Origin of the sequence: Staphylococcus sp. GDY8P126P (assembly GCF_017891965.1) — a bacterium.
Classification (GTDB): Bacteria; Bacillota; Bacilli; order Staphylococcales; family Staphylococcaceae; genus Staphylococcus; species Staphylococcus saprophyticus.
In genome coordinates this window covers 1-21,608 of the sequence record NZ_JAESKG010000018.1, presented here as the reverse complement: position 1 = coordinate 21,608, position 21,608 = coordinate 1, and the positions used below count along the sequence as shown (strand labels likewise).

Annotated in this window: 21 protein-coding genes and 3 pseudogenes; 9 read left to right on the top strand and 15 right to left on the bottom strand. The window is 31.3% G+C overall.

The annotated features are described in order from the left end of the window. The 6 genes from KA893_RS12360 to KA893_RS12335 form a co-directional block, all read right to left on the bottom strand. Positions 1–792, bottom strand: a 792-nt coding sequence (locus KA893_RS12360; protein WP_210125861.1) for a recombinase family protein, incomplete at its 3' end; no start/stop codon positions are given. Positions 793–813: 21 nt separating this feature from the next. Then, on the bottom strand, positions 814–2,163 hold the full coding sequence (ccrA, locus tag KA893_RS12355; RefSeq protein ID WP_210124724.1) for a cassette chromosome recombinase CcrA: 1,350 nt from the start codon (positions 2,161–2,163) through the stop codon (positions 814–816). Between the two features lie 176 nt (positions 2,164–2,339). Continuing rightward, on the bottom strand, positions 2,340–2,597 hold the full coding sequence (locus KA893_RS12350) for a hypothetical protein (protein WP_002434121.1): 258 nt from the start codon (positions 2,595–2,597) through the stop codon (positions 2,340–2,342). 64 nt (positions 2,598–2,661) lie between these two features. Further along, positions 2,662–4,452, bottom strand: coding sequence for a cassette chromosome replicative helicase (gene cch1 / locus KA893_RS12345; RefSeq protein ID WP_210124723.1), 1,791 nt, complete (start codon positions 4,450–4,452; stop codon positions 2,662–2,664). After that, entirely contained in the window at positions 4,452–4,721 is a 270-nt protein-coding gene (locus KA893_RS12340; protein ID WP_031838353.1) for a hypothetical protein, read from the bottom strand. The genes cch1 and KA893_RS12340 overlap by 1 nt, the downstream gene beginning before the upstream one ends. Before the next feature lie 154 nt (positions 4,722–4,875). Next, a complete protein-coding gene (locus KA893_RS12335; protein ID WP_194376024.1) occupies positions 4,876–6,435 on the bottom strand; it encodes a hypothetical protein in 1,560 nt (519 codons plus the stop codon). Between the two features lie 101 nt (positions 6,436–6,536). Here KA893_RS12335 and KA893_RS12330 point away from each other — a divergent pair, with 101 nt between their 5' ends. Together KA893_RS12330 and KA893_RS12325 are read left to right on the top strand one after the other, a co-directional pair. Beyond that, entirely contained in the window at positions 6,537–7,379 is an 843-nt protein-coding gene (locus KA893_RS12330; RefSeq protein WP_194440955.1) for a toll/interleukin-1 receptor domain-containing protein, read from the top strand. Between the two features lie 97 nt (positions 7,380–7,476). After that, positions 7,477–7,842: pseudogene (locus KA893_RS12325) on the top strand (helix-turn-helix transcriptional regulator); the annotation flags it as partial. On the opposite strand, the gene KA893_RS12320 reads toward KA893_RS12325, so the two are convergent. Further along, positions 7,800–8,567 (bottom strand): alpha/beta fold hydrolase, encoded by a 768-nt coding sequence (locus tag KA893_RS12320; RefSeq protein WP_107517540.1) that lies wholly within the window; start codon positions 8,565–8,567, stop codon positions 7,800–7,802. The pseudogene KA893_RS12325 and the gene KA893_RS12320 overlap by 43 nt on opposite strands. A gap of 92 nt (positions 8,568–8,659) precedes the next feature. On the opposite strand from KA893_RS12320, the gene KA893_RS12315 reads away from it, so the two are divergent. After that, positions 8,660–8,968 carry an SLC5/6 family protein gene (locus KA893_RS12315; protein ID WP_228481663.1) on the top strand — a complete coding sequence of 103 codons (309 nt, stop codon included), beginning with the start codon at positions 8,660–8,662 and terminating at the stop codon, positions 8,966–8,968. A 130-nt stretch (positions 8,969–9,098) separates the two neighbouring features. Here KA893_RS12315 and KA893_RS12310 read toward each other — a convergent pair whose 3' ends face one another. Continuing rightward, entirely contained in the window at positions 9,099–10,103 is a 1,005-nt protein-coding gene (locus KA893_RS12310) for an NADP-dependent oxidoreductase (protein ID WP_002511731.1), read from the bottom strand. A gap of 189 nt (positions 10,104–10,292) precedes the next feature. Between KA893_RS12310 and KA893_RS12305 the strand changes: the two genes are divergently transcribed. After that, the gene (locus KA893_RS12305; protein ID WP_002506307.1) at positions 10,293–10,634 is read left to right on the top strand and encodes a helix-turn-helix domain-containing protein; all 342 of its coding nucleotides are present in this window, start codon (positions 10,293–10,295) and stop codon (positions 10,632–10,634) included. A gap of 72 nt (positions 10,635–10,706) precedes the next feature. Further along, complete coding sequence (locus KA893_RS12300; protein ID WP_002511730.1) at positions 10,707–11,066, top strand: DUF1304 domain-containing protein; 360 nt, start codon at positions 10,707–10,709, stop codon at positions 11,064–11,066. Between the two features lie 72 nt (positions 11,067–11,138). On the opposite strand, the gene KA893_RS12295 is transcribed toward KA893_RS12300, so the two are convergent. Then, positions 11,139–11,903, bottom strand: coding sequence for a 2OG-Fe dioxygenase family protein (locus tag KA893_RS12295; protein ID WP_044291500.1), 765 nt, complete (start codon positions 11,901–11,903; stop codon positions 11,139–11,141). 498 nt (positions 11,904–12,401) lie between these two features. On the opposite strand from KA893_RS12295, the pseudogene KA893_RS12290 reads away from it, so the two are divergent. From KA893_RS12290 to KA893_RS12275, 4 genes and pseudogenes are all read left to right on the top strand, one after another. Next, positions 12,402–12,572: pseudogene (locus tag KA893_RS12290) on the top strand (copper-transporting ATPase); the annotation flags it as partial. A 17-nt stretch (positions 12,573–12,589) separates the two neighbouring features. Further along, positions 12,590–13,135: a YdhK family protein gene (locus tag KA893_RS12285; RefSeq protein WP_210124722.1), complete on the top strand. Its 546-nt coding sequence runs from the start codon at positions 12,590–12,592 to the stop codon at positions 13,133–13,135. A gap of 357 nt (positions 13,136–13,492) precedes the next feature. Further along, complete coding sequence (locus tag KA893_RS12280; RefSeq protein WP_210125859.1) at positions 13,493–15,469, top strand: DNA methyltransferase; 1,977 nt, start codon at positions 13,493–13,495, stop codon at positions 15,467–15,469. 2 nt (positions 15,470–15,471) lie between these two features. Beyond that, complete coding sequence (locus KA893_RS12275) at positions 15,472–18,024, top strand: DEAD/DEAH box helicase family protein (protein ID WP_210125857.1); 2,553 nt, start codon at positions 15,472–15,474, stop codon at positions 18,022–18,024. Between the two features lie 188 nt (positions 18,025–18,212). On the opposite strand, the gene KA893_RS14090 is transcribed toward KA893_RS12275, so the two are convergent. The 6 genes and pseudogenes from KA893_RS14090 to KA893_RS12245 form a co-directional block, all read right to left on the bottom strand. Next, positions 18,213–18,698: a hypothetical protein gene (locus KA893_RS14090; protein WP_245336153.1), complete on the bottom strand. Its 486-nt coding sequence runs from the start codon at positions 18,696–18,698 to the stop codon at positions 18,213–18,215. A gap of 19 nt (positions 18,699–18,717) precedes the next feature. Then, positions 18,718–19,371, bottom strand: coding sequence for a hypothetical protein (locus KA893_RS12265; RefSeq protein WP_071331190.1), 654 nt, complete (start codon positions 19,369–19,371; stop codon positions 18,718–18,720). A 104-nt stretch (positions 19,372–19,475) separates the two neighbouring features. Beyond that, on the bottom strand, positions 19,476–19,982 hold the full coding sequence (locus tag KA893_RS12260; RefSeq protein ID WP_198065299.1) for a DUF1643 domain-containing protein: 507 nt from the start codon (positions 19,980–19,982) through the stop codon (positions 19,476–19,478). A 13-nt stretch (positions 19,983–19,995) separates the two neighbouring features. Then, complete coding sequence (locus tag KA893_RS12255; RefSeq protein ID WP_057510703.1) at positions 19,996–20,307, bottom strand: DUF960 family protein; 312 nt, start codon at positions 20,305–20,307, stop codon at positions 19,996–19,998. Between the two features lie 95 nt (positions 20,308–20,402). Continuing rightward, a complete protein-coding gene (locus KA893_RS12250; RefSeq protein WP_210125863.1) occupies positions 20,403–20,741 on the bottom strand; it encodes an SAUGI family uracil-DNA glycosylase inhibitor in 339 nt (112 codons plus the stop codon). A gap of 474 nt (positions 20,742–21,215) precedes the next feature. Then, positions 21,216–21,608: pseudogene (locus tag KA893_RS12245) on the bottom strand (cassette chromosome recombinase CcrB); the annotation flags it as partial.

The window sequence follows — 21,608 nt, the reverse complement described above, 5'->3', positions numbered from 1 at the left end:
AGGGGAGTGCTTACCTTCAGCGATTACTGGCTTATCATTCAAGCCTTTACGACGTTTATCATTCCAATCTTTGTATTTCGCGAATTGGATTTTACCAATATAGAATGGATTTGAGAGAATATAAGTAACAGCTGAAATACTAAATGGATTACCTTTCTTAGTTACATATCCTTTATGGTTGAGTGCATTGGCAATTTTACGATATCCATGACCTTTGGCGTATGATTCAAAGATATAGTTCACAATATTGGCTTCATGTTGGTTAATCATTAATTCTTTTTTATTATCAGGTATATTAGAATATCCTAAAGGAATATTGCCTTGATAATAGCCTTCTAAGGCTCTTTGATGCTGTCCGGTGTAAATATTCTCTAAAATGGTATTTCTTTCAAATTCGGAAAAACTTGCAAGTATATTTAATAATAATTTACCTGTCGAATTTTTGACTTCCATGCGTTCAGACAAGCTGAAAAATTCAACATTTTGACGATGTAGTTCTTCGACGATTGTCAGTAAGTCAGAAGTATTACGTGCTAAACGATTTATTTTATAAACAATCACACAGTCTAACTTTCCATTTTTTGCGTCTTGTAACATGCGCTGTAGTGCAGGGCGATTCATAGATTTTCCAGAAATACCCCGATCTGCGTATATATCAACGAGGTCATAACCATTAAATTGGCAAAACTGCTCTATTTGTGTAATTTGACCATCTATACTATAACCTTCCACTTGTCTCTCTGTGGACACGCGAATGTACGCTCCGATTCTCTTCTTCTTCATTTCATTCATATTTTTTCATCCTTTCATCTATTAAGCAATCGATGATTGCGTCGTTTGATTGACAATGTTTAGAGGTTCATTTTTGAAATAGATCCCCGCAAGGGTTTTGTTTTTAGTAATACTAATTACATCAATATAGGGATTCAGCATGTTTAGTGTGAAACGTTGTTGAATGATGTTTTGGAAAGCTTTTCGAATTTGATACGCACTGATTGATGATATAGGTTTTGATTGTTGATGTAATGATTGCGTTTGTTCTCTGAACGTTTCTGCATCAATTTTGCCTTGGGCTAATTTTTCTATCAGCTGTTCGTGGTTGAGTGTAGTTTTAATTTCTATATCTCTTTGTCTTTTGAGTCGTTGTTGAATAGTATGGTTTATTTTTGAATAGAGCTGTTGATTTTGAAAGAAGTACTGACAAGTCGCTAAAACATTTGTTTCTAATTCTTGTGCGTTGATTCCTTTAAATTCACAAACAAAGCGAGCGTTATTCATATTTTGCGGACAGACATAGTAACGCAATGAATGATCTGGTTTTCGGACAGTCATGTTTGTGAGTGTCGAATGACAATAGGGACATTTGATTTTTTGTTTGAGTTGATTTTCTGACGGCTTACGTTTGACTTGTTTCTGAGTTCGGGTAACTTGAGCTTCTTCGTATATCGTTGTACTGACAATAGCTGGGAACATGTTTTCATATTGTCCGTATTGATTGATAACACGGCCACAGTAATTAGGGTTAAGGATAATATTACGCACTTGATAAGGCTTGCGATTAATGAATTTATCTTCAGCTTCTAAGTATTGCGCAATTTTTTTATAACCATAACCTTGAAGGTAATAATTGAATACGGCAATTACTGTTGGTGATTCATTCTTATTTATCGTGAATGTACCACGTTTGTAGTGGTAACCAAAGGGGGCGTGTGTAGTTATCAATTTACCCTGACGCGCTTTTTCTTTTATCCCGTTACTTACTTGTTCGCCAATATTATCAGATTCTAATTCGGCCAAGCTGATGAAAATATTGAGTTTAAGCCGATCGAATGCTTTATCCATATCAAAATAGCCATCATGAACACTTAAGATATGAACATGATATTTTTGGCACAATTTCATAAGTTTTAATGCATTTTTTAGATTACGATGAAGTCGATTCAGCCGATAGCAACATAGTACGTCACATTGTCCTTGTTGAATCAGTTCAGTGATTTGTTGGTAACCATTTCGCTTATCAGTACGTCCTGATTGTTTATCGCTATAAAAGGTAATGTGTTGAATATTATGTTTTTCGGCTAATGCCTTGATGGTTTGTTTTTGTGCTGCTAAGGATTGTTGCTTTGTAGTGCTCTGTCGTAAGTAACCCATTGCTTGTTTCATCGTGTTTCCTCCTTTCGAAGTGATAATATATATTTATGAACGAATTTATAGATGAGCCCAACACCTGCTGGTGTTGGGCGTTATTATTAGTCATCAGCATGATTAATTTCTTCAATTACTAAATCAGCGAGTAATGTGATTAATTCGTCCATATGGTTCAACCTCCAAATATCAAATTATATTGAATTGATAACATGTTGCATTGTTATTCGTTCTAACCGTGTACTTGGGACAAAATGTTCAGTTATCTCTTTTTCATTTATGAATTCAGGGTACAAGTGATAAAATTTTAGTAGCTTCTGTTCCGTTTCAGTTAATACATATTGTTGCATATGGTAATATCTGTCGATATAATTAACGACAATAGGTTTTTGATGATCATCGACTTCTACCGAATCAATTGTGTAATTTAATAAGTTGACGTTTGTTTTCATTTTTATGCCTCCGATTAATTTAATGAGCTACAACGCACATAGCGCGTTGTAGCGATATTCATATTTAGAGTTCTAAATCGCCCTTTTCTTCCCATTCTCTACCGTCTTTAACAAATTTGTTGAGTAATTCCTTATTTGTTGTATTATTATCAAATTGCGTTGGTGTGTATGGTTCAGAATTTGAGCTTAAACCGAGAACAGGTGCAAACTCACTAGGCAATACAAGATGGTAGAACAAGATCGTTTTTGTTTTGCCTTGAGTATCTTTGACATTACGTTTGATAGCTATCCGATCGGAATCCATCTGGATATATCCTTCTGCTCTTAAACTATCTATTACATTTTTTACATCTTGGTATTGGTTTTCTTCTAACATATGTTTAAAAACATCTTTAAGCATCTTGACTTGAATGTGATCGTCTTTCAGCTCAATAAGGCCATAATTTTCAGTCATTATGGAGAGTTTTTCATTTTCCGCAAACTTACTACGATTGCGTGCCACGAACTGAACTACACTATCAATCGCCTTGGCTCCCAAACTGCGCTCACTTACGGAATCTACATGATAACTAACTAGATATTCTCTAACTGCATCCAAATCGATAGGAGTTGCGATTACACGTTCTAATATTCGTGCTGAAGTCGTAATGGTGGCATAGCGCTTGAACATACGTATACCTACATTGTTTGTTTCATTGTTAAGCTGTGCTTTGAACCAATCGTGTTCTTTATGAAACCACTTGATTACTTCAGATTCACGATTTAGAAGGTATTCAGCTACTAACGGCATTACGTGTCCATAGTTTTTTGATGTTCCTTTTTTAATGGCGTCTGCATTGTCAGCGCTTGTTGTAAAGACATCAGAAATTTCTATGCATCTTGCTCTCAGACCATCATTTGCACTAGCATCTTTGAATATTGTGTGTTCTGCTGTACTAATCACACTAGATCCAAAGTGGTGAGGTTTTTTTACATTTCCCTCTCGATTAGCACGTAGGCGACCTTGACCCTCTGCTAGAGAATAAAGCAAGCCATTAGTATCTTTAAAGGTCGCTGCTGATAATTCGTCTAAAGCAATAGGAACACCAAAATTGTTACTTAAGTAACCTTCAATTGCATTACGGGTGCCGTTCCAACCTCTGAATAATGTTTGGTCACCTTTAGATGGATTACCTGCAATTGAGACTGCTAATGCCGCTGCAGTCGATTTACCCGTACTAGAGTTCCCCATAAATGAAAATATCGTGCCAAAATATTCGACTTCATGCTTTGTTTTTAAGAACGCAGTCACTAATGAAGAAACACCAAATATCACAGCAAGCTCCAGTAACAAGTTTCCTTTTACTTCATCAAGATACATTTGCCACCAGCCTTCAAATGTACCTTTAGGTTGTAAGTCATACTTTGTTTCACAAATGATTTCATCAGCCTGAGACTGCTCGATGTCTTTTGAAAGATATGGTTCATCTAATGAAATGACAGTACCTTCATCAGTACTTAAGACACCTACACCTGTATACAATGTAGAAATGGGCAGTGATTGACGCATTAATTGTAGTGCATTACCTAGCGATTTAATGTACTTTTCATTGATGCTGAACCCAAACATAACCAGTCTAGGTAACTTTTGTGTCGTTAGAATATCTGACGTTTCAATACGTTCAATATTTTTGCCATCCGTGATAGTCAATTTCTCAACCCCTGTAGTAGGGTCGAGAAATTTGTTTTCTATGATGATTGGACTAGATAAACGAATTATCTTATCTTCGTCATTTTTGTTTTTTGCTCGAATAAGTTCATACCATGCAGTTGAATCTAACCAGTATGGATATTGCTCGAAGATGTTGTTAGCCATTAGCGTTTACCTCCTGTATTAAAAAGTCGAATTTTTTGATACAGGATAGGAGATTTGTTAGAAATTCTTTTGATAGGAGCGTCGCATCCTTTTCTTTCCCACGCCCCAAACATGCGACCTACTTCTCTAATTTCATTAGTAGTACAGTTGAAAGTGCCAACCTGATTTACTAAGTCATTAAAGATGAACGTCTCTCCGCTGTATTTTTGTTTCGCAGCTTTCTTTGATGCTCCATACAATTGTATTACTCGAATAGGTTTATACTTCATAAGTAATTACCGCCTTTATAATTTTTTCTGAATCATAAAGATTCATTACGTGTATTACATCACACAAAAATAAACCTAACTGTCTAACCAAGAATGATTGGTTAGACAGTTAGGTTGAATAAAGATTGGTACTAAAGAGATTGAGTTGTAGTAATTATTTTTTAAAATATTTTTGTCTCAAGTTTAGATTATCAATTACATTCATAGAATTAATTAGAGATAGATGAGTTTCACTAGAAATTTTAAAGTCATAAATGAATAAGTTTAGGTCGTACTTATTTGATTTACTATGAGTTAGGTCATTTTTAGCATGGAGAGGTGTTATTGTATTACTCCATTTTTTTGTCGTTTTTATAATTTGATTACTCAAATTAAGAACTTCTATAGGCGCATTTGTATGAAAGAAATTCATGTTCTCGCAAATATGAGTGTAAATACCTGATAAAGTACTAAGCAAAGTTTCCATAAATGGTAGCTGATCCATATAAAATAATTTATGTATAAACAAATTTGATGCATTTATAAGTTCATTATCGATGATATGAAAAGATGAAAAATCACCTTCATCATCTTCATTTCCTAATTTGTCATCTGTGAAGACAATGTGTAAGTGATTTTCAGTTAATTCATCTATGTCGTTATGTAGTTGTTGAAAATCAGCGTTGAATTTTAATTTTTGTTCCTCAAAATCTTGGAGTTCTGAATAATTAACTTTTTGCTTTTTTAATATATTTAATTCTTGCTTGTTAAATAGTAAAGCAAAATAGCTATTGTTGCCAGATGCATTTTTGTGTTTAGCATGTGTATTACTGTCTATGTACAAATATCTAAAATAAAAAACAGACAAAATTGTTAGTACATCACTAAAAGGGAACCTTCCACGAATGTTGTCTTTTGATAATTTACCAATTAATGAATTTAGATTTACAGTTATCTGTTTTTCTTCATCTGTGTTGATATCAGGGAACCTATTTAATAGTGTCTGTATTATAGATGAAATAAGTTGTTCTTTTGTGAAATATCTTTGAAATATCTCATTATTTTTGTCATTTAAATCTATATTGATTTGTGTACTTATATCAGCAATCATATTTAAGTTTTCCCATTCTTCATGTGAATATGATGAGGAATAGTTATTTGAATAATTATAGTTTTTACGTTCGAGACCATTTTTAATTGTAAAAGCAGTGTTTAGCATATTATCCAGTGATGTGATATTCGGATTATTTTCATCGTAAAATCTAAAAGGTATATTATTTTTATAACCAAAAGTAGCATTTACAGTAGCTCTTTTAAAAGTAGTGTCGTCAAGAGCTATAGATCCATCATTATGTAATTTTAATAGTACATGTTCCTTTAGTTTACCTTTAGGTGTGAACAAATAAGTGAAAATTGCATTTTTATACTCTTCAAATTGATCATCTAAGTTTGAGGCATACATAAACCTTGTTAAGGCTTCATAAAATCCTTCGTTGAATCCACGCATAAAAGTATCTACACCATCATCAATACCTAACAAATAAATTAAATTTGGTAAAATATTTTTTATATAAAGTTTATTATTTTGAAATTGATAACGTGTATAATTGCCTTCATTATCGAATTCGACTTCAATTGTTGATGAACCTTCAATATCTTCTAACGATATGTTTATTTGATTGATTATATCCTGCATGAATTCAGAGTTATACTTTGAAATTAGTTTTAGTGTCATGTATATAGTCATTCCTTTATTATCATTTACTTCTATTTAAATATAAGCTAAGATAGTTATATAAATAAAGGGAACGTAAGTTCTTGTCGGAGGGGTATTTTATGTCAGTATTAGAAACAAAATTAAAAAATGAGATGTCTAAATCTGCAAAACTTTCAAGTAAAATGAGTAAATTGACGGGTGATATAAAGAGGCTTGAACGAAAAATTGAAAGATTAAGTAAAAAGAGAAATCCTACTAAAAGTAATATTAATGAACTAATAAGAAATCGTAAGAAGATTGTTGAAAAGCAAACAGAGTTATCAAAATTATATGAAGAATACAGTAAAATTGAAAGAAAAATTAATGAGACTCGAGCTAAATTAGATAAAGAACGTAGTAAACAACAAGATAAATTAGAGAAAACAATAAATAATTCAAGAAATGATAACCACAGTATAATGACTCAACTTCTCTCAAATTCTGAACAGATTAATGCATTGTCAGAACAAGTAAAGCAATCTGCAAAACAAAAAGAACTCATTGAATACGATGTTTTTTTGTCACATTCAAATTTAGACAAAGAAGAATATGTGTCTGAATTAAGTGATAAATTGACTGATAAAGGGTTGAAAGTATTTGAAGATGAAAAAGTATTTGAAATAGGTCAAAGTCAAACACAAATGATGAATATGGGGATATTAAATTCAAGATTTGTAGTAGTGTTTTTATCTCGAAATTTTATTGAAAGTGGTTGGAGTAAATATGAATTTATATCTTTTTTAAATAGAGAAATTAATGAAGATAATATTATTATACTACCAATTTGGCATGAAATTAGCATTGAGGAAGTTAAAGAATATAACCCATATTTGGTAGATAAGCATGCATTAAATACCAGCAAATTTAGTATTGATGAAATGGTAGAAAAAATAAGCACTGTGGTGGAAAAGTCAAAGCAATGACAAACTTATTTTGAAATATTTAATTAGCATGATAAAGCATTGAAGAAACATGTTCTTAAAATACGTGATGAGAATTTACATGAAAGAGGTAAACATTATGGCTAAATTAGATAATGTACTTGCTATTCTATGGATGCTTAGTTCAGATAAGAAGGTTACTGCAAAGCAAATTTCAGATAAGCTAGAAATGAATATAAGAACGGTGTATCGTTATATGGATACACTTTCAAAGAGTGGCGTGCCTATAATTTCAGATACTGGACATAATGGTGGCTACATGCTGTTAAATGATTTTATTGAAGCACCTTTGTTTTTTGATGCGGATGAGACGAAGTCACTGATTCATGCTACGATTTTTGCGGAAAAAACAGGTTACTATGGTGGCGATGCTTTGGAATATGCGATTGCAAAGCTGAAAAGTCATTCTAATGAGGAACAGTTGCAGGAAATTGAGGCTAATGTGCAATTTTTTATATGAGGAATTTCATTACTCATTAGTTCAGATATATCTTGAAAATCTTGAACATCATACTCACCATTAATAATTAATACAGGGACTTGAATATTTTTTATCTGTAAGATATTATCCTTCGTTTCTATTTCCTCGCAAGAATAATCTAATTCGGGTTTAGTTAAAAATTCCGTCTGCATATCAACAACTAATTGCTTCACATCTGTATTGATAAGTTCTGGAGACCTATTTCTTAGTATCCAAGTTTTATAGTTAAACAGTGCTATTTCTTCTATTTTACCTTCTTGTAATAGTTTTTCTTCTTCTTCTTCATATTCTTGTAGGAAAGACGAATCTTCCCACCCACCTAAAGCTGGAGACAAAAGTGCTAAGCTCAGACACTTTTCTGAGTGGTCTAGATAAAAATCAATAGCTATTTTCCCACCAAATGAAGCTGCTAAAATATGAGTGTGATTGATATCTAGATGTGTAAGTATTTCATTAATAATATTACTATAAGAGTAATTTCCTCCTGTGAAATCACTTAAGCCGAATCCAGGAAGGTCAAGCCTAACTACTCGATATTTTTCTGATAATAAGTGGAATTCATTATCCCACATACGTGAATCTGCAATTCCAGCATGAAGTAATAATATATTCTCACCATTACCTTTTGATTCAAAATAAATATTAGCCCCCGTAGCATTAAAGATTCCTTTAGTTTCATTTGTTTGCATAATCTACTAACCTGCCTTATAAAAGTTATTTAGTTAAGTGTAGCTAATTTATAGTTTTATTATACTATAAGCTAAAGTATAGTAAACTTTCAGTGTTAATCGTAGCTGTGATTTCTTTAGTATTGGCGCTTATGATCCCAGGATTAGTAGATCTTATGGTAACAGGTACTGCAATGTCAGTTTCAGGCTTACTTGCGCCAGTGATGTTCGGTCTATTTTGGAAAAAACCTACGAAGCTTGCAGGTAACATTGCAATGTGGAGTGGGCTTGGTTCAGCAGTGATATGGCAAATACTAGGTCATCCGTTTGGTCTACATCCAATCTTAATTGGGTTGCCACTATCAATAATTATGTTATTACTTGTAACATTCTTTGGTAAAAAAGATTACGCAACAGTTTAAGCAAACAGTTCACCAAAAACTTTATAAAAAATAACAAAATCTCACTCATCAAATAAGATGAGTGAGATTTTTATTATAAGCTAATTGTGTTTTTTATCTCATATACTTTTATATTAGATTATATCTCAAGTTATTCCTCTGATATTTTAACCACTTGTTTACCGAAGTTTTCACCAGAAAATAGTTTTCTAAATGCATTAGGCAATTGATCAAAACCTTCATCGATTGTTACTTGTGATTTTATTTTATCTTCAGCTACCCATTTGGCAAGTTGTTCGCTTGCTTCTTTAAAATGCTCTGCAAACTGTCCTACTACAAAACCTTGCATTAGGGCTTGGCTTTTAACTAGTGTTTCCTGAATTCTTGGTCCCATTTCAGTTTGCGTATTATTGTAAGTTGAGATTGCACCACAAACAGGTACACGTGCAAATGTATTTAAATGTTTGAAAACTTCATCTGATAATTTTCCACCGACGTTTTCGTAATATACATCAATACCATTTGGTACAGATGCGGCAAGTTGTGCTTCAAAATCATCGCCTTTATAATCAACAGCCGCATCAAAGCCTAATGTGTCTGTTAAATATTGTGTTTTTTCTTTTCCACCGGCAATGCCAACTACTTTTGCGCCTTTTATTTTAGCAATTTGTCCTACTACAGACCCTACAGCGCCGGAAGCAGCAGATACAACAACTGTTTCTCCTGCTTTTGGTTTACCTATTTCCAACAAACCAGTATATGCTGTCATACCTGGCATTCCTAAAATGCTTAAGTATAAATGTAGAGGAACTTCTGTGGAAGGTATTTTAGTCACTTGATTAGCATCAGTAGTGATTATTCTTTGCCAAGGTAAGACACCCGTAACATAATCTCCTTCTTCCAAGTATTCTACTTCGGATTTTATAACTTTCGCTAAAACATGCCCATCAATTGGTTTGCCGATTTCATAAGGTTTAACGTAACTTTTTGAATCATTCATTCTTCCGCGCATATAAGGATCCACAGAAATATAAATAGATTTTAATTGTACTTCACCCGTACTAGGTTCTGCTGTTTGGATTGCTTCGTATTTAAAAGTGTCATCTTTAGGTAATCCTTCTGGTCTTTCGTTTAATACAATTTGTTCATTTTGCATAATAATCCTCCGTTTTACTGTTTTTTAATTAGTGTTTAAACTGACTTGCTTAAATAAAATTATTTCTTGTAATAATGATTGCTATTGAAGTATAAAAATCAAAGCTTTTTAATTGTTTTTCCTCCTCTTGTGTGGTTATATAATAATATAACAGTTAAACCTTAGTTTAAGAGAAGGGATGTGCTTACATTGGAAAAATTTTATATTGATCAAGTAGCAAGCATATGTGATATAAGTAAAAGTAAATTAAGATTTTATGAAAAAAAGGAGATATTAAAATTTATAGAAAGAGACACTAATAATAAAAGGCTCTATAGTAAAGATGATATTGAAATGATAAAATTCATAAAATGTTTAAGTAATTTGAATATGAGTTTAAAAGAAATCAAAAAAAATACAGGTATGCTATATGATAATGAAATAGATATAAAAACAATATTAGAAGTACATTTAGGGGTTTTGAATAACCAAAAAGAAGTATTGAACAAAAGAATTGGAGTTATTGAAGGAGAGTTACTTCAAATCACTTAATTTATTACTCCCCAGTTAAAGTTGTGATATTAATATATGGAAAGTTCATTTGAAAAAGAGGTGTATTCATTTATGAGTATTGTTACAGTAATTTTAGTTTTATTAGTTGCTATTGAATTTATATATATAATGATATTACAAACGATTAAAACGACTTCCCTTAGAACTAGTAAAATATTCAATATTAAGCAGGAAGAATTAAAAAAGCCCAATTTAAAGGTTCTTATGAAAAACCAAGGTGTATACAATGGACTTCTGGGTGTGATGTTATTATATGCGCTGTTCTTTTCCCATAATCCTAGAGAATTAATTACTTGTATTTTAATTTATATCATTTTAGTTGCTATATATGGGACAATTACTAGTCAAAAATCTATAATTTTAAAACAAGGCGGGCTCCCTATAATCGCACTTATTTCATTGCTTTTTTAGTTTGAATTTAACTTATTGCCGTAATGATGAACTTTAAAATCCCCCTACTGTTATACAAGTAGGGGGATTTTATTATTCATCGACATCTGCAACAACTGTTTGTTGGTAATCAATTAATATGACAGATCTAAGACCTGTACCTTGTTCTGATCCTTTTTCAACTGGACTTACATAATGACTTACATTAGGGTCGTAAACGCCGTAGGATTCTAAAGGGTTCTCCATTTCAAAAACTTCTATTATATTGTTTTCATCAGTATCTTCCGGATTATTCCCAGCAGCTTCCGGTACAGCGATAGCATTCGTTCCACCAACAATATTCTTTCTTTCAATTAAATGAGCAAAAGTAAACGGCTCTCCGTCTTGGTGTAAACAGTTCGGTGAGGAAACAGCTTTATCTCCGTCATTTTCTACATACAATTTAACGAAATGCACACCCACATGAATCGGTAAAATTTTATCCTCTTCGTTCCAAAACGTTTCATGATAGTTGGCTATTATAATATCGTTCAACAATTTATTACTTCTTATATTTTCATCAATAGAATGGAGTTCTCTATATGAGCCAGAATGTTCTGGATTAAACTTCCCTTGAAAATACGCAGAATAATCAACGCCATTTCTTTCAATGGTAGGAAGCCAAAAAACATCTTCTGTGCCAGGTAACACGATTGCTCTAGAGTATCTTCTATATCTATTAAGGTTAGGGGCATAATCATCTTCAGGTAGATCAGCAAAGTACGCTAATATTTCATTATAATCTTGTTCAATACCCTCATAATTTAAACTTTTCATTAAATCATATCTTGAATAACCATCTTTTTGTAATTTATTCATTATTCAATAGTATCCTTTCTGTTTTTAAATCTAATAATGTTTGAATGTCCGTACTAATTGCGTTCAATTGTTCATGATTCTTATATATGTGACTTAATAATCTCTTTTATATTTTATACCATTGTAAGTAGCAAACACAAATATCGATAAATTTTGATTTCCTAAAAATAAACAAAAACATTTTACCGATTTAATCCGACTATTCTTATATCATTTACCATTTTGGCGTTGACGAAGTATATAATATTCGCTATATTTACTAGCATATATATTATCTGAAAATTCTATATATTGAGAATTTTCATCTTAGGAAATGAGTAAAGTAATTCAAAAAATATTAAATTAAATTTTAAAATTTCCTCAACAGTCACTATTAAGCACAACGAAACTACATTTAGGAGGAAAAACATATGCCGAAGAAGCAGATACATTTTAATGGATTTGTTCAAAACTCACCATCCCCACATTCATCTGGATTATGGAAACATGACAAAGACCAAGGTGCAAAACTTATGGTGGGGTGCAGGTTATAATATTGTTGCTGTACCTTTAGCAGCCGGTGTTTTAGCATTTATCGGCTTGATTTTATCACCTGCAATAGGTGCTATTTTAATGTCACTAAGTACGGTTATTGTTGCAATTAATGCCTTTACATTAAAATTAAAATAAAAGATAGGAGTTTTATTATGATTAAAAAATTATTTTTTATGATATTAGGATCATTACTAATATTATCAGCTTGCTCCAATAATGATGAAAAAGATAAAGACACTAATGACCAAAAAAGTGAGAGCCATATGAAGCATAATGATGAAAGTAAAGTTCCAGAAGATATGAAATCGACTAATGAGGGTGAATTTAAAGTGGGAGATAAAGTAACGATTACAGCAGGACATATGCCAGGTATGAAAGGTGCAGAAGCTACTGTAAAAGGTGCGTATAAAACATATGCCTATGTTGTAAGTTATAAACCCACAAATGGAAATGAAAAAGTAAACAATCATAAATGGGTCGTGAACGAAGAAATTAAAGATGCACCTAAAGATGGATTTAGTAAGGACGATACTGTTAAATTAGAAGCAAATCATATGTCTGGCATGAAAAATGCTGCAGCTAATATAGATAACGTGAAAAAGACTACTGTTTACGTGGTTGATTACAAATCCAAAGACAGTGGTAACATTATTAAAAATCATAAATGGATGACAGGAAATGAGCTGGAAGCACGATAAAAATCTAGTTCTAGATTGAGAAATAAATAGATATAAAAATATTCTCCTTAATCAATAATTTAAATAACTTATTATTGTTAAGAAGGATATTTTTAATGTGTAAATTAAAAAGAATTTTAGAAGAATAACATTTATCAAAAAACTGTTCTTTACCTTATTAATTGAAATTATATAATTAAAAACCGCATCATTAACCGATACGCAGAAGCATATCACAAATGATGCGGTTTTTTCATCCATTTCACTGTATTTAGTTCAATTTCTTATAATAGATTTAATGAAATTCCCTGTGTATTTATATTACAAAGTCTATTATCATAAATATATATACTAAAATTCGATGTATGGAGAGATTATATGAGTACTAATATATTAGATGAAATCAGTGAGGTTCTAAATGGAATTGAAAAATATTGGATAAATGAAAAATTAGCAAAACAAATAGTTGTAGAAGATTTACGTAATAACGATACTAAATTGATTTCTAAGCTTTTAGCTAATAAATCTATTAATGAAACATATGTTCAAGACATAGATGGGTATAAAATATTCGACAAAGAATCATTAATTTCATTGTTACGTTATAAAAATTACTGGCAAGATAGCTATACTAAGTATGCTAACAAAATAGGTTTAACAACTGAAGGTAAATATTTGAATTATAATTCTGATGTTGTACTAGATTTTCCATTTAAAGATTGTGTGCTTGAAGGTGGAATGACAAAAGAAGATAGTGTTTTAAGAAATGACGAAAAATTTTATAATGAAGTGATTGCTAAAGAAGAAATTGATACACTATTTTCACCGAAGGCGCTGACTAAAATTAAAAAGTACGACAAGCATGGTGAACATTATATTAGCGATACCAAAAGTAACGATAATTTAATTTTAAAAGGTAATAATTTAAATGCTTTAAATACTTTAAAATATAGATTTAAAAATAAGATTAATCTTATTTTTATTGATCCCCCGTATAATACAGGAAATGATAGCTTCAATTATAATGATAAATTCAATCATGCTTCATGGCTTACTTTTATGAAAAACAGATTAGAAATTGCTAAGGAATTACTTAGTTATGATGGAGTTATATTTGTTCAATGTGATCATCATGAACTTGGTTATCTCAATATTTTAATGGATGAGATTTTTGGTTCTGAGAATAAAGTTCAAATCATCTCATGTAAAACTTCTGCTCCTGCTGGATTTAAAACAGTTAATCCTGGTCCTATAGATGTTACGGAATACATATTATATTATGCAAAAGATAAATCAAATGTGAATTTTAAAAAAGGATATGTTCCTGTTAATTATGATAATAATTATAATAGGTATATCGAAAATATTGATCAAAGTCCAGACAATTGGATAATTAAACCAATAGTTGAAAAATTTTATGAAAAAGAAAATATAATAGATAACAAGCATGCAAAAGAAGTGTGGGGTTCTGAATGGAAATTAGTTAGAGATAAGGGGATTGAAAATTTTGCTCTTGAAAACGCTGAAAGGGTAGTATCAATAAGAGATCCACATAATCCTACAGAAAAATTAAAAAAATTGTTAAAAGAGTCAAAGAATAATAATAAAATAATAGAAGTTACAAGAGAAATGGGATCTTTATATTTGTATAAAGGTGGTTCATTAGCTTTTTATAAAAATAAACTTAAAAAAATTGATGGACGATTAACACCCACAGAGTTATTAACGGATCTATGGACAGATATATCTTGGGCAGGTATAGCTAATGAGGGGAAAGTGAAATTAAAGAATGGTAAAAAACCTGAAAAGTTATTGAAGAGGATTATAGAGTTAAGCACTAATGAAGAAGATATTATCCTAGATTTTTTTATGGGATCAGCGACTACTCAAGCGGTAGCACATAAAATGAACCGTCAGTATATTGGCATAGAACAAATGGACTATATTAATAGTATTTCTGTACCACGTTTACAGAATATTATTGAAGGAGAACAAAGCGGCGTATCGAAGGCTTTAGAATGGAAAGGGGGAGGTTCTTTTGTGTATGCAGAATTAGCAAAAGAAAATCAAGAAATTGTGGATAGAATTATAAGTAGCAGTACAAAAGAAGAACTTAATCATCAAATCGATAAACTATTAAATGATGGCGTTCTTAATTATGAAGTAGATTTTGATAAGTTTACAAGTACTAAAAAAGAATTTCATGAATTAGAACTGGAAGACCAAAAAGAAGTGCTGATTAGAGTGTTAGATAGTAATGAATTATATGTTAATTACTCTGATATTGAAGATTCAGCATATAATTTCACAGAAGATGAAATAGCATTTAACCATAGTTTCTATGGAGGTGAGTAATAATGTCAGAAATGCTACATGATCGTATAGAAAACCAATTATTTTTACAATATCCAGATATACCTAACTATATTATTGATAATTTGAATCATCGTTTAAGACCATATCAAGAGGAAGCGGTTCAAAGGCTAATGTATATTGAGGAACAAGATGAAGGTAATTTATATAACAAATTGATGTTTAATATGGCAACTGGTTCTGGTAAAACACTGGTTTTAGCTGCATCAGTATTATATTTATTTAAAGAAAAAGGTTATCAAAATTTCTTGTTTTTTGTTAATAGTACTGCGATTGTCAATAAAACGTATGATAATTTAACCAACACGTCATCTAGTAAGTATTTGTTTAATCCAGAAGGTATTGTCATTGATGGTAAAGTGATAAATATTCAAGTAGTAGATAATTATCCCGTCCTACCTGATGAAAATACGATTTATCTTAAATTAACAACAATTAATGCATTGCATGATAAATTAAATTACCCAAGTGAAAATGAAATCACCTATGAAGATTTAGCTCAGTTTCCTATCGTTCTATTAGCTGATGAAGCTCATCATCTAAATGTCAGCACAAAGAAAAAAGGCAAAAAAACTACTCAGCAAATTGAAGAAACTAACTGGGAAGTAACTGTTGATAGGATTATGAAGCAAAACAATAAGAATAAGTTGTTAGAATTTACAGCTACGGTACAGTTAGAAGATGATATTTTTAAAAAGTACAAGGATAGAATTCTTTATCGTTATGACTTAAAGGAATTTATGCAACAAGGCTATTCAAAAAATGTAACGCTTTTGTATGCCAGTGAAGACAATGAAGATAAAATATTACATGCTTTATTAATGAGTGAATACAAAAAATATATAGCTGATAAAAACTATATAACGTTTAAACCAGTTATCATGTTTCAATCCACTTCTATTAAAGGCTCTCAAGAAATACATCAAATGATGCTTGAGCGTTTAGATCAGTTAACTCATGAACAATTAGAAACGATTATTAATAATGGGTTTAAATTTTACAGTGGTCAAAATAGTATTTGGAGTAAAGTATTCAGTTTTTATAAACAAACTAATTTATTAAAAGTGTTAGATGATTTGAAATGGGATTTTAATGAACAAACAACGTTAAATGTTAATAATGATAAAGAGAAAGAGAAAAATGCGCAATTTCTGAATAATCTAGAAGATCTTGAGAACCCTATAAGAGCTATCTTTGCAGTGTACAAACTTAATGAAGGTTGGGACGTCTTAAATCTTTTCGATATTGTCAAAGTTGATGAAAAGAAAAAGATTAATAAAAATGCGACGAATGCAGAAGCTCAACTCATTGGTCGAGGAGCTAGATATTATCCATTTATTTATGAAGAAGAAAAATCTTATAAGCGCAGATTTGATAATGAATTTAGTGATTTAAAAGCAATCGAAACGTTACATTATCATACGATTAACGATTCTTCTTACATTAAAAATTTACATCAATCTTTAACAGAAGCAAAAGTTCAGACAAATGCTGATATAAGTGAGATACACGAAGGAAAAGTGAAAAATAAATTTAAAAAGACTGACCTTTTTAAATTTGGCAAAATATATGTTAATAAAACAGTACCAACGACTGCTGACGACTACAAGAATTTGGAAAATTATAGTGCGTCTAGAGAATATCAGAAGGAACTATTTAAGGTAAGTGAGTCAAATTTAACTCAAGGTATCAAATCTATAGCTGAAGACCGTAAAGAAGTAAGATTAAATATTAACAAACCATTATTACAAAAAGCTTTAAGAAGTAACCCATTCTTTAGATATTCTAATTTAAAAGAGTATGTACCTAGTATCACGAGTATGCAAACATTTATTGAATCAAAAGATTTTTTAGGAGATTTAGATATCAGTGTAACTATACCAAAAGAGATGGATATTAGTGACATCACACCTAAACTAAAGTTGTCTGTATTGAATGATTATTTAAGTAAATTAGAAACAAAAATTAAAAATAATTATCTGAAAGTCAAAGGTACAACTATTTTTGAAGGTATGAAACTTTCAGAATTAATCGATGATTATGTTGTCGAAGTGAATAATGTCAATAGAGATGTAACAGACTTAGATGACCAGAAGAGACCTAAAAATATGGGACAACATGATTGGTACATTTATGATAAAGCTATTGTAAATGGTCTTGAGAGTGATTTGATTGATTTAATCAATAACATGATGGAAGATTTACAAAATAAATATGAAGAAGTTTATTTAATACGTAACGAACGTAAAATTAAGTTCAGAGAAATAGATGGTGTGAGAGGTTTTATGCCTGACTTCTTGCTGTACTTAAAAGATAATGAATACACATATCAAGTATTTGTAGAACCTAAAGGTCAACATTTATTATTAAATGATAAATGGAAAGAGGAATTTATGTTATCGTTGAATGCAAGACATGATATTGAAGTACTTGCAGAAAATGATGATGCAAGATTAGTAGGGTTATGCTTTTATTCTGAGGATTCAACAAAAAGAAAAGAATTTAAAGAACAGTTTAATAATCAACTATTAAATTAAGCATTTAACATTATTAAAAATGCAAACAACAATCAAAAAAATATAATTTTAAGAGCATTTCCTACCTTTTGGAGTAGGAAATGCTCTGTTTGTAATATTACTTCTTTGATTAACTACTATTTTGGTCATAGACTTATATACTCGATATTTATTATTAGCTACTATAGTTGATATCTCATTATTTCTTACTACAATTCAATTTTAGTTTCATGATCCATAGTTGTTTTAGGTCCATTCCAAATTTGAGCTGTCCCATCATCTTTAACTATGATGGTGTTTGCTCCAGCACCTGATTTGTTATTTGCTTCAATTGTCCATTCTGACCCATTGTACTCCGGTTCTTGGAATTTTAATAGGTCTGCATCTCCTACTTCATTTACAGCTGCAATAGCGTAATCAAAAACATTATCTCTAGTTACTCGTTGTATATCATTTGTATCTTCTTCTGTTGTAGATTGCTCTTGACTATTATTTTGACTTTCATTCGACTGATTCTCATTATTAGATGTTTCACTAGTACTTTGCGAATTACTGTCGTCATTTTCTTTTTGTTGGGCCTGTAATTTATTTTTCTCTAATTCTACTTCTTGATACTTGTTGTATCCAAAAAAGCCAACAGCTGCTAATATGCCTAAAATAGCAATTATTGTTATTGTGCTTAATAATTTTTTCATAATCTATTCATCCTTAAATTTAATAATTACCACCTTGACCATTTGCACGAGCTTCAACCTGTCCTCTTAAAAAACCAATATAATCACCAGATCCTTCTGCAGCTTCATCCACAGCAGAAGCTTCTTCCTCAGTCATACCTTCTTTATATGCGTCTAAAAATTCATCATCTGACATGTTTTTAGCATCTTCAGCTGTGTATTTGGGCTGCCCCTCTTCTTCAATATCCTCTGGAGGAGTTGGACCTCCACCAGCTGGTTGGAATTTTCCTTCTTCTGCAAATTGCTGTAAAGCAGGGGTCATTTCTTTTGTTGTAACAACCCCATCTCCATCTGTATCAGCTTTATCAATTTCATCTGATAAAATTTGGGCTTCATCACTATTGACATCATAAGCATCCTCGAGGATTTTTGCTTTTTCATTACTTGCTTCACCTGCACCATTATCTTGTTGTATTTTTTCTGTTGATGCTTGATTTGTTTGGTTATTAATTTGGCTTTGATTTTCATTTTCTGAAGTTTTGCTATTATCAACTTTCTTATTCTTCTTATCCTCTAGCTTAGCTTCTTCTTTTTTTAGTTCTAAATCTTTATAACTACCGTATGCAAATAGAACTGCAACTCCCAAAATCGCGACAAGCGCAATAACAGCTATACTAGCTAAAATTTTCTTCAAATTCCTATCTCCATTCTATATTTAATTTATATTATTATATTAATTTATATTGCCATACTTTTCTACTGTTATTTTTAAAAAATAGTTTGAATTATTAATAAATATTATTTATATGTCCATTTCTTTCTTGCTTTCGGATTAAGTGGATGCATGATTTCATTGGTTTCTGGATTCATGAGTTGTTTCACTTTCTTCTTATGTGGTTTCAACATTTCTAATACTTCATTGACACGTGCTTCGACGACTGGTTTTTTAGCGTAAGCACCCCATGCTAATATTACTTCATCTGATTCTTTCACTGCTTTCATAATTTGAATATTTGTATGATTATCATAAGCATTTTCTTCTAAATGTTTGAGATTGATAGGTGTTGTAATATTAGAGTATAGATTCACAAAATAGATGGACCCAAATGCATCCATTTCTGAAACTTTGTTCATAATGAGTTGGGTTGTTAGGTCAATATTGAGAATGCCATCATAGTGCGGATACATCGTGATGATTGTAAGTGTTTGTTTTTCACTGTCCCATGTCTTTGTTAGTAAGTAGCGGTGAGTTCTCTTTTCGTCAAATATTGCAGTAGTGACAAGTGTATTTGTGATATTTTCCATTGATTTTATCTCCTTAATATTCATTTGGTAATAACATAATGTAATAAGAAAGGTCTACATCATCTTCACGGATAATGTAGACCTTATTGATATTGATAGGTTGATTGATATTTGCCTTTTGAGTTTTTACATACGCTGGTCGTTCTTGTTTGTGTTTGATATATAATTGATTGCGATGTTTATTAAACTGGAATATATGAAAATAATCTACTGAAGTATTATCTTTGGTTTGTTCTTGTTCTCGCTCAGATACGAGTTGCCATAATTGGTGTTGTAAGATATTAGGTAAGTTGTTGGCGATACCCCGGGTGATATATCTATTCATAAGAGACTTCCTTTCGTTCTGACTCTTTCATCCAAATGATGATTTCACTTAGTATTGTAATGACTAATTGTGTAATTTTGATGTATTTATGCATATTATTGTCCTCCTGTTAGTAAGTATCGTTGATCCAAAAGAGGCATGATAGTGTTGTGTAGGTATAAGAAATCCATATCGTGATTTTCATCGATATAACCGATGGCTATGAGTTGTTTCTGATAGTAGAGAATGAAAGGATAGATATTACTTTCGTGAAGTGTGTCAGAGTAGTAGGTATTAGTCTGAAGTATTTTATTACTGAGTGGGCCAAGTCTTACATATTGATTGGGTAAGATATCATCAGCGATTTCCTCGATAGATTCACATTCCCACTTTTCATCTTTTGGCAGTTTGAATAAGTTGGTTATATAGTGCTTGAGTTGTTGTTCTAGTGTCATCATTATGACCTCCTGATGTGTTTGATGGATGTATGCATGTGATACATCATTTTGATAATATAAGTTTGAAATACCATTTGTTTCGCCTAGAAAGCCCACTGAAATATAGAAAATATCCCAATCGAAAGTCATGACAATTGTTGGTATGACAAGGAAATCCCGTTATCCCGCTCATTTCTCGGGAAATATAGCTATATATTTATATATCATTTGGATTTGTAGGTGTGGTTATGATTTACTTTTTTCTTTTTATATTATTTATTTATAAATAATAACGGGATTTTGGGATTACGCTTGCGTAATCCTTCTCCTACATGAAGTTAGCCAATCCCGTTACTATCCCACTTATATTTTATTTTGGGATGTTCTTTCGTCATATCAATATAAGCTTTATATTGAGTTATGACTGGTTAGCGTGTTGAAGATATTTGTTAGATGAGTGTTATTGAATGACGAAAGGACAGTACACTTGTCTTAAATTTGAAAGTAGAGTGTTTGAGGCAAAAATAAAGACGAAGTGCTGAGGAGCACTTCGTCGAGTGGGGTATCATTGAAAAGTTGTTTAATAATTTCATTATTGAGCTTGAGTGTGACATAGAACTGCTTTTTATGACTTCCATCTTTACGAATATCAATACGGTCAATGACCGTAAGGTATAATGCTTTGAGTTGTGCTTTATCCATTGATTCTACGTTTTGAAATATTTGTTGTAATAGGGCAGCGATTTGCTTCGTATCGTAAGATGGTTTTTCTTGGTTTTGTTGCTGCTTGAGTTGATTCATTTGGTTTGTGATATCATTCAGTTGTGTTTCATATTGATGAATGGTTGGTTTGAGCGTAGATGCTAAGTCTGGATTGTCTTCGAT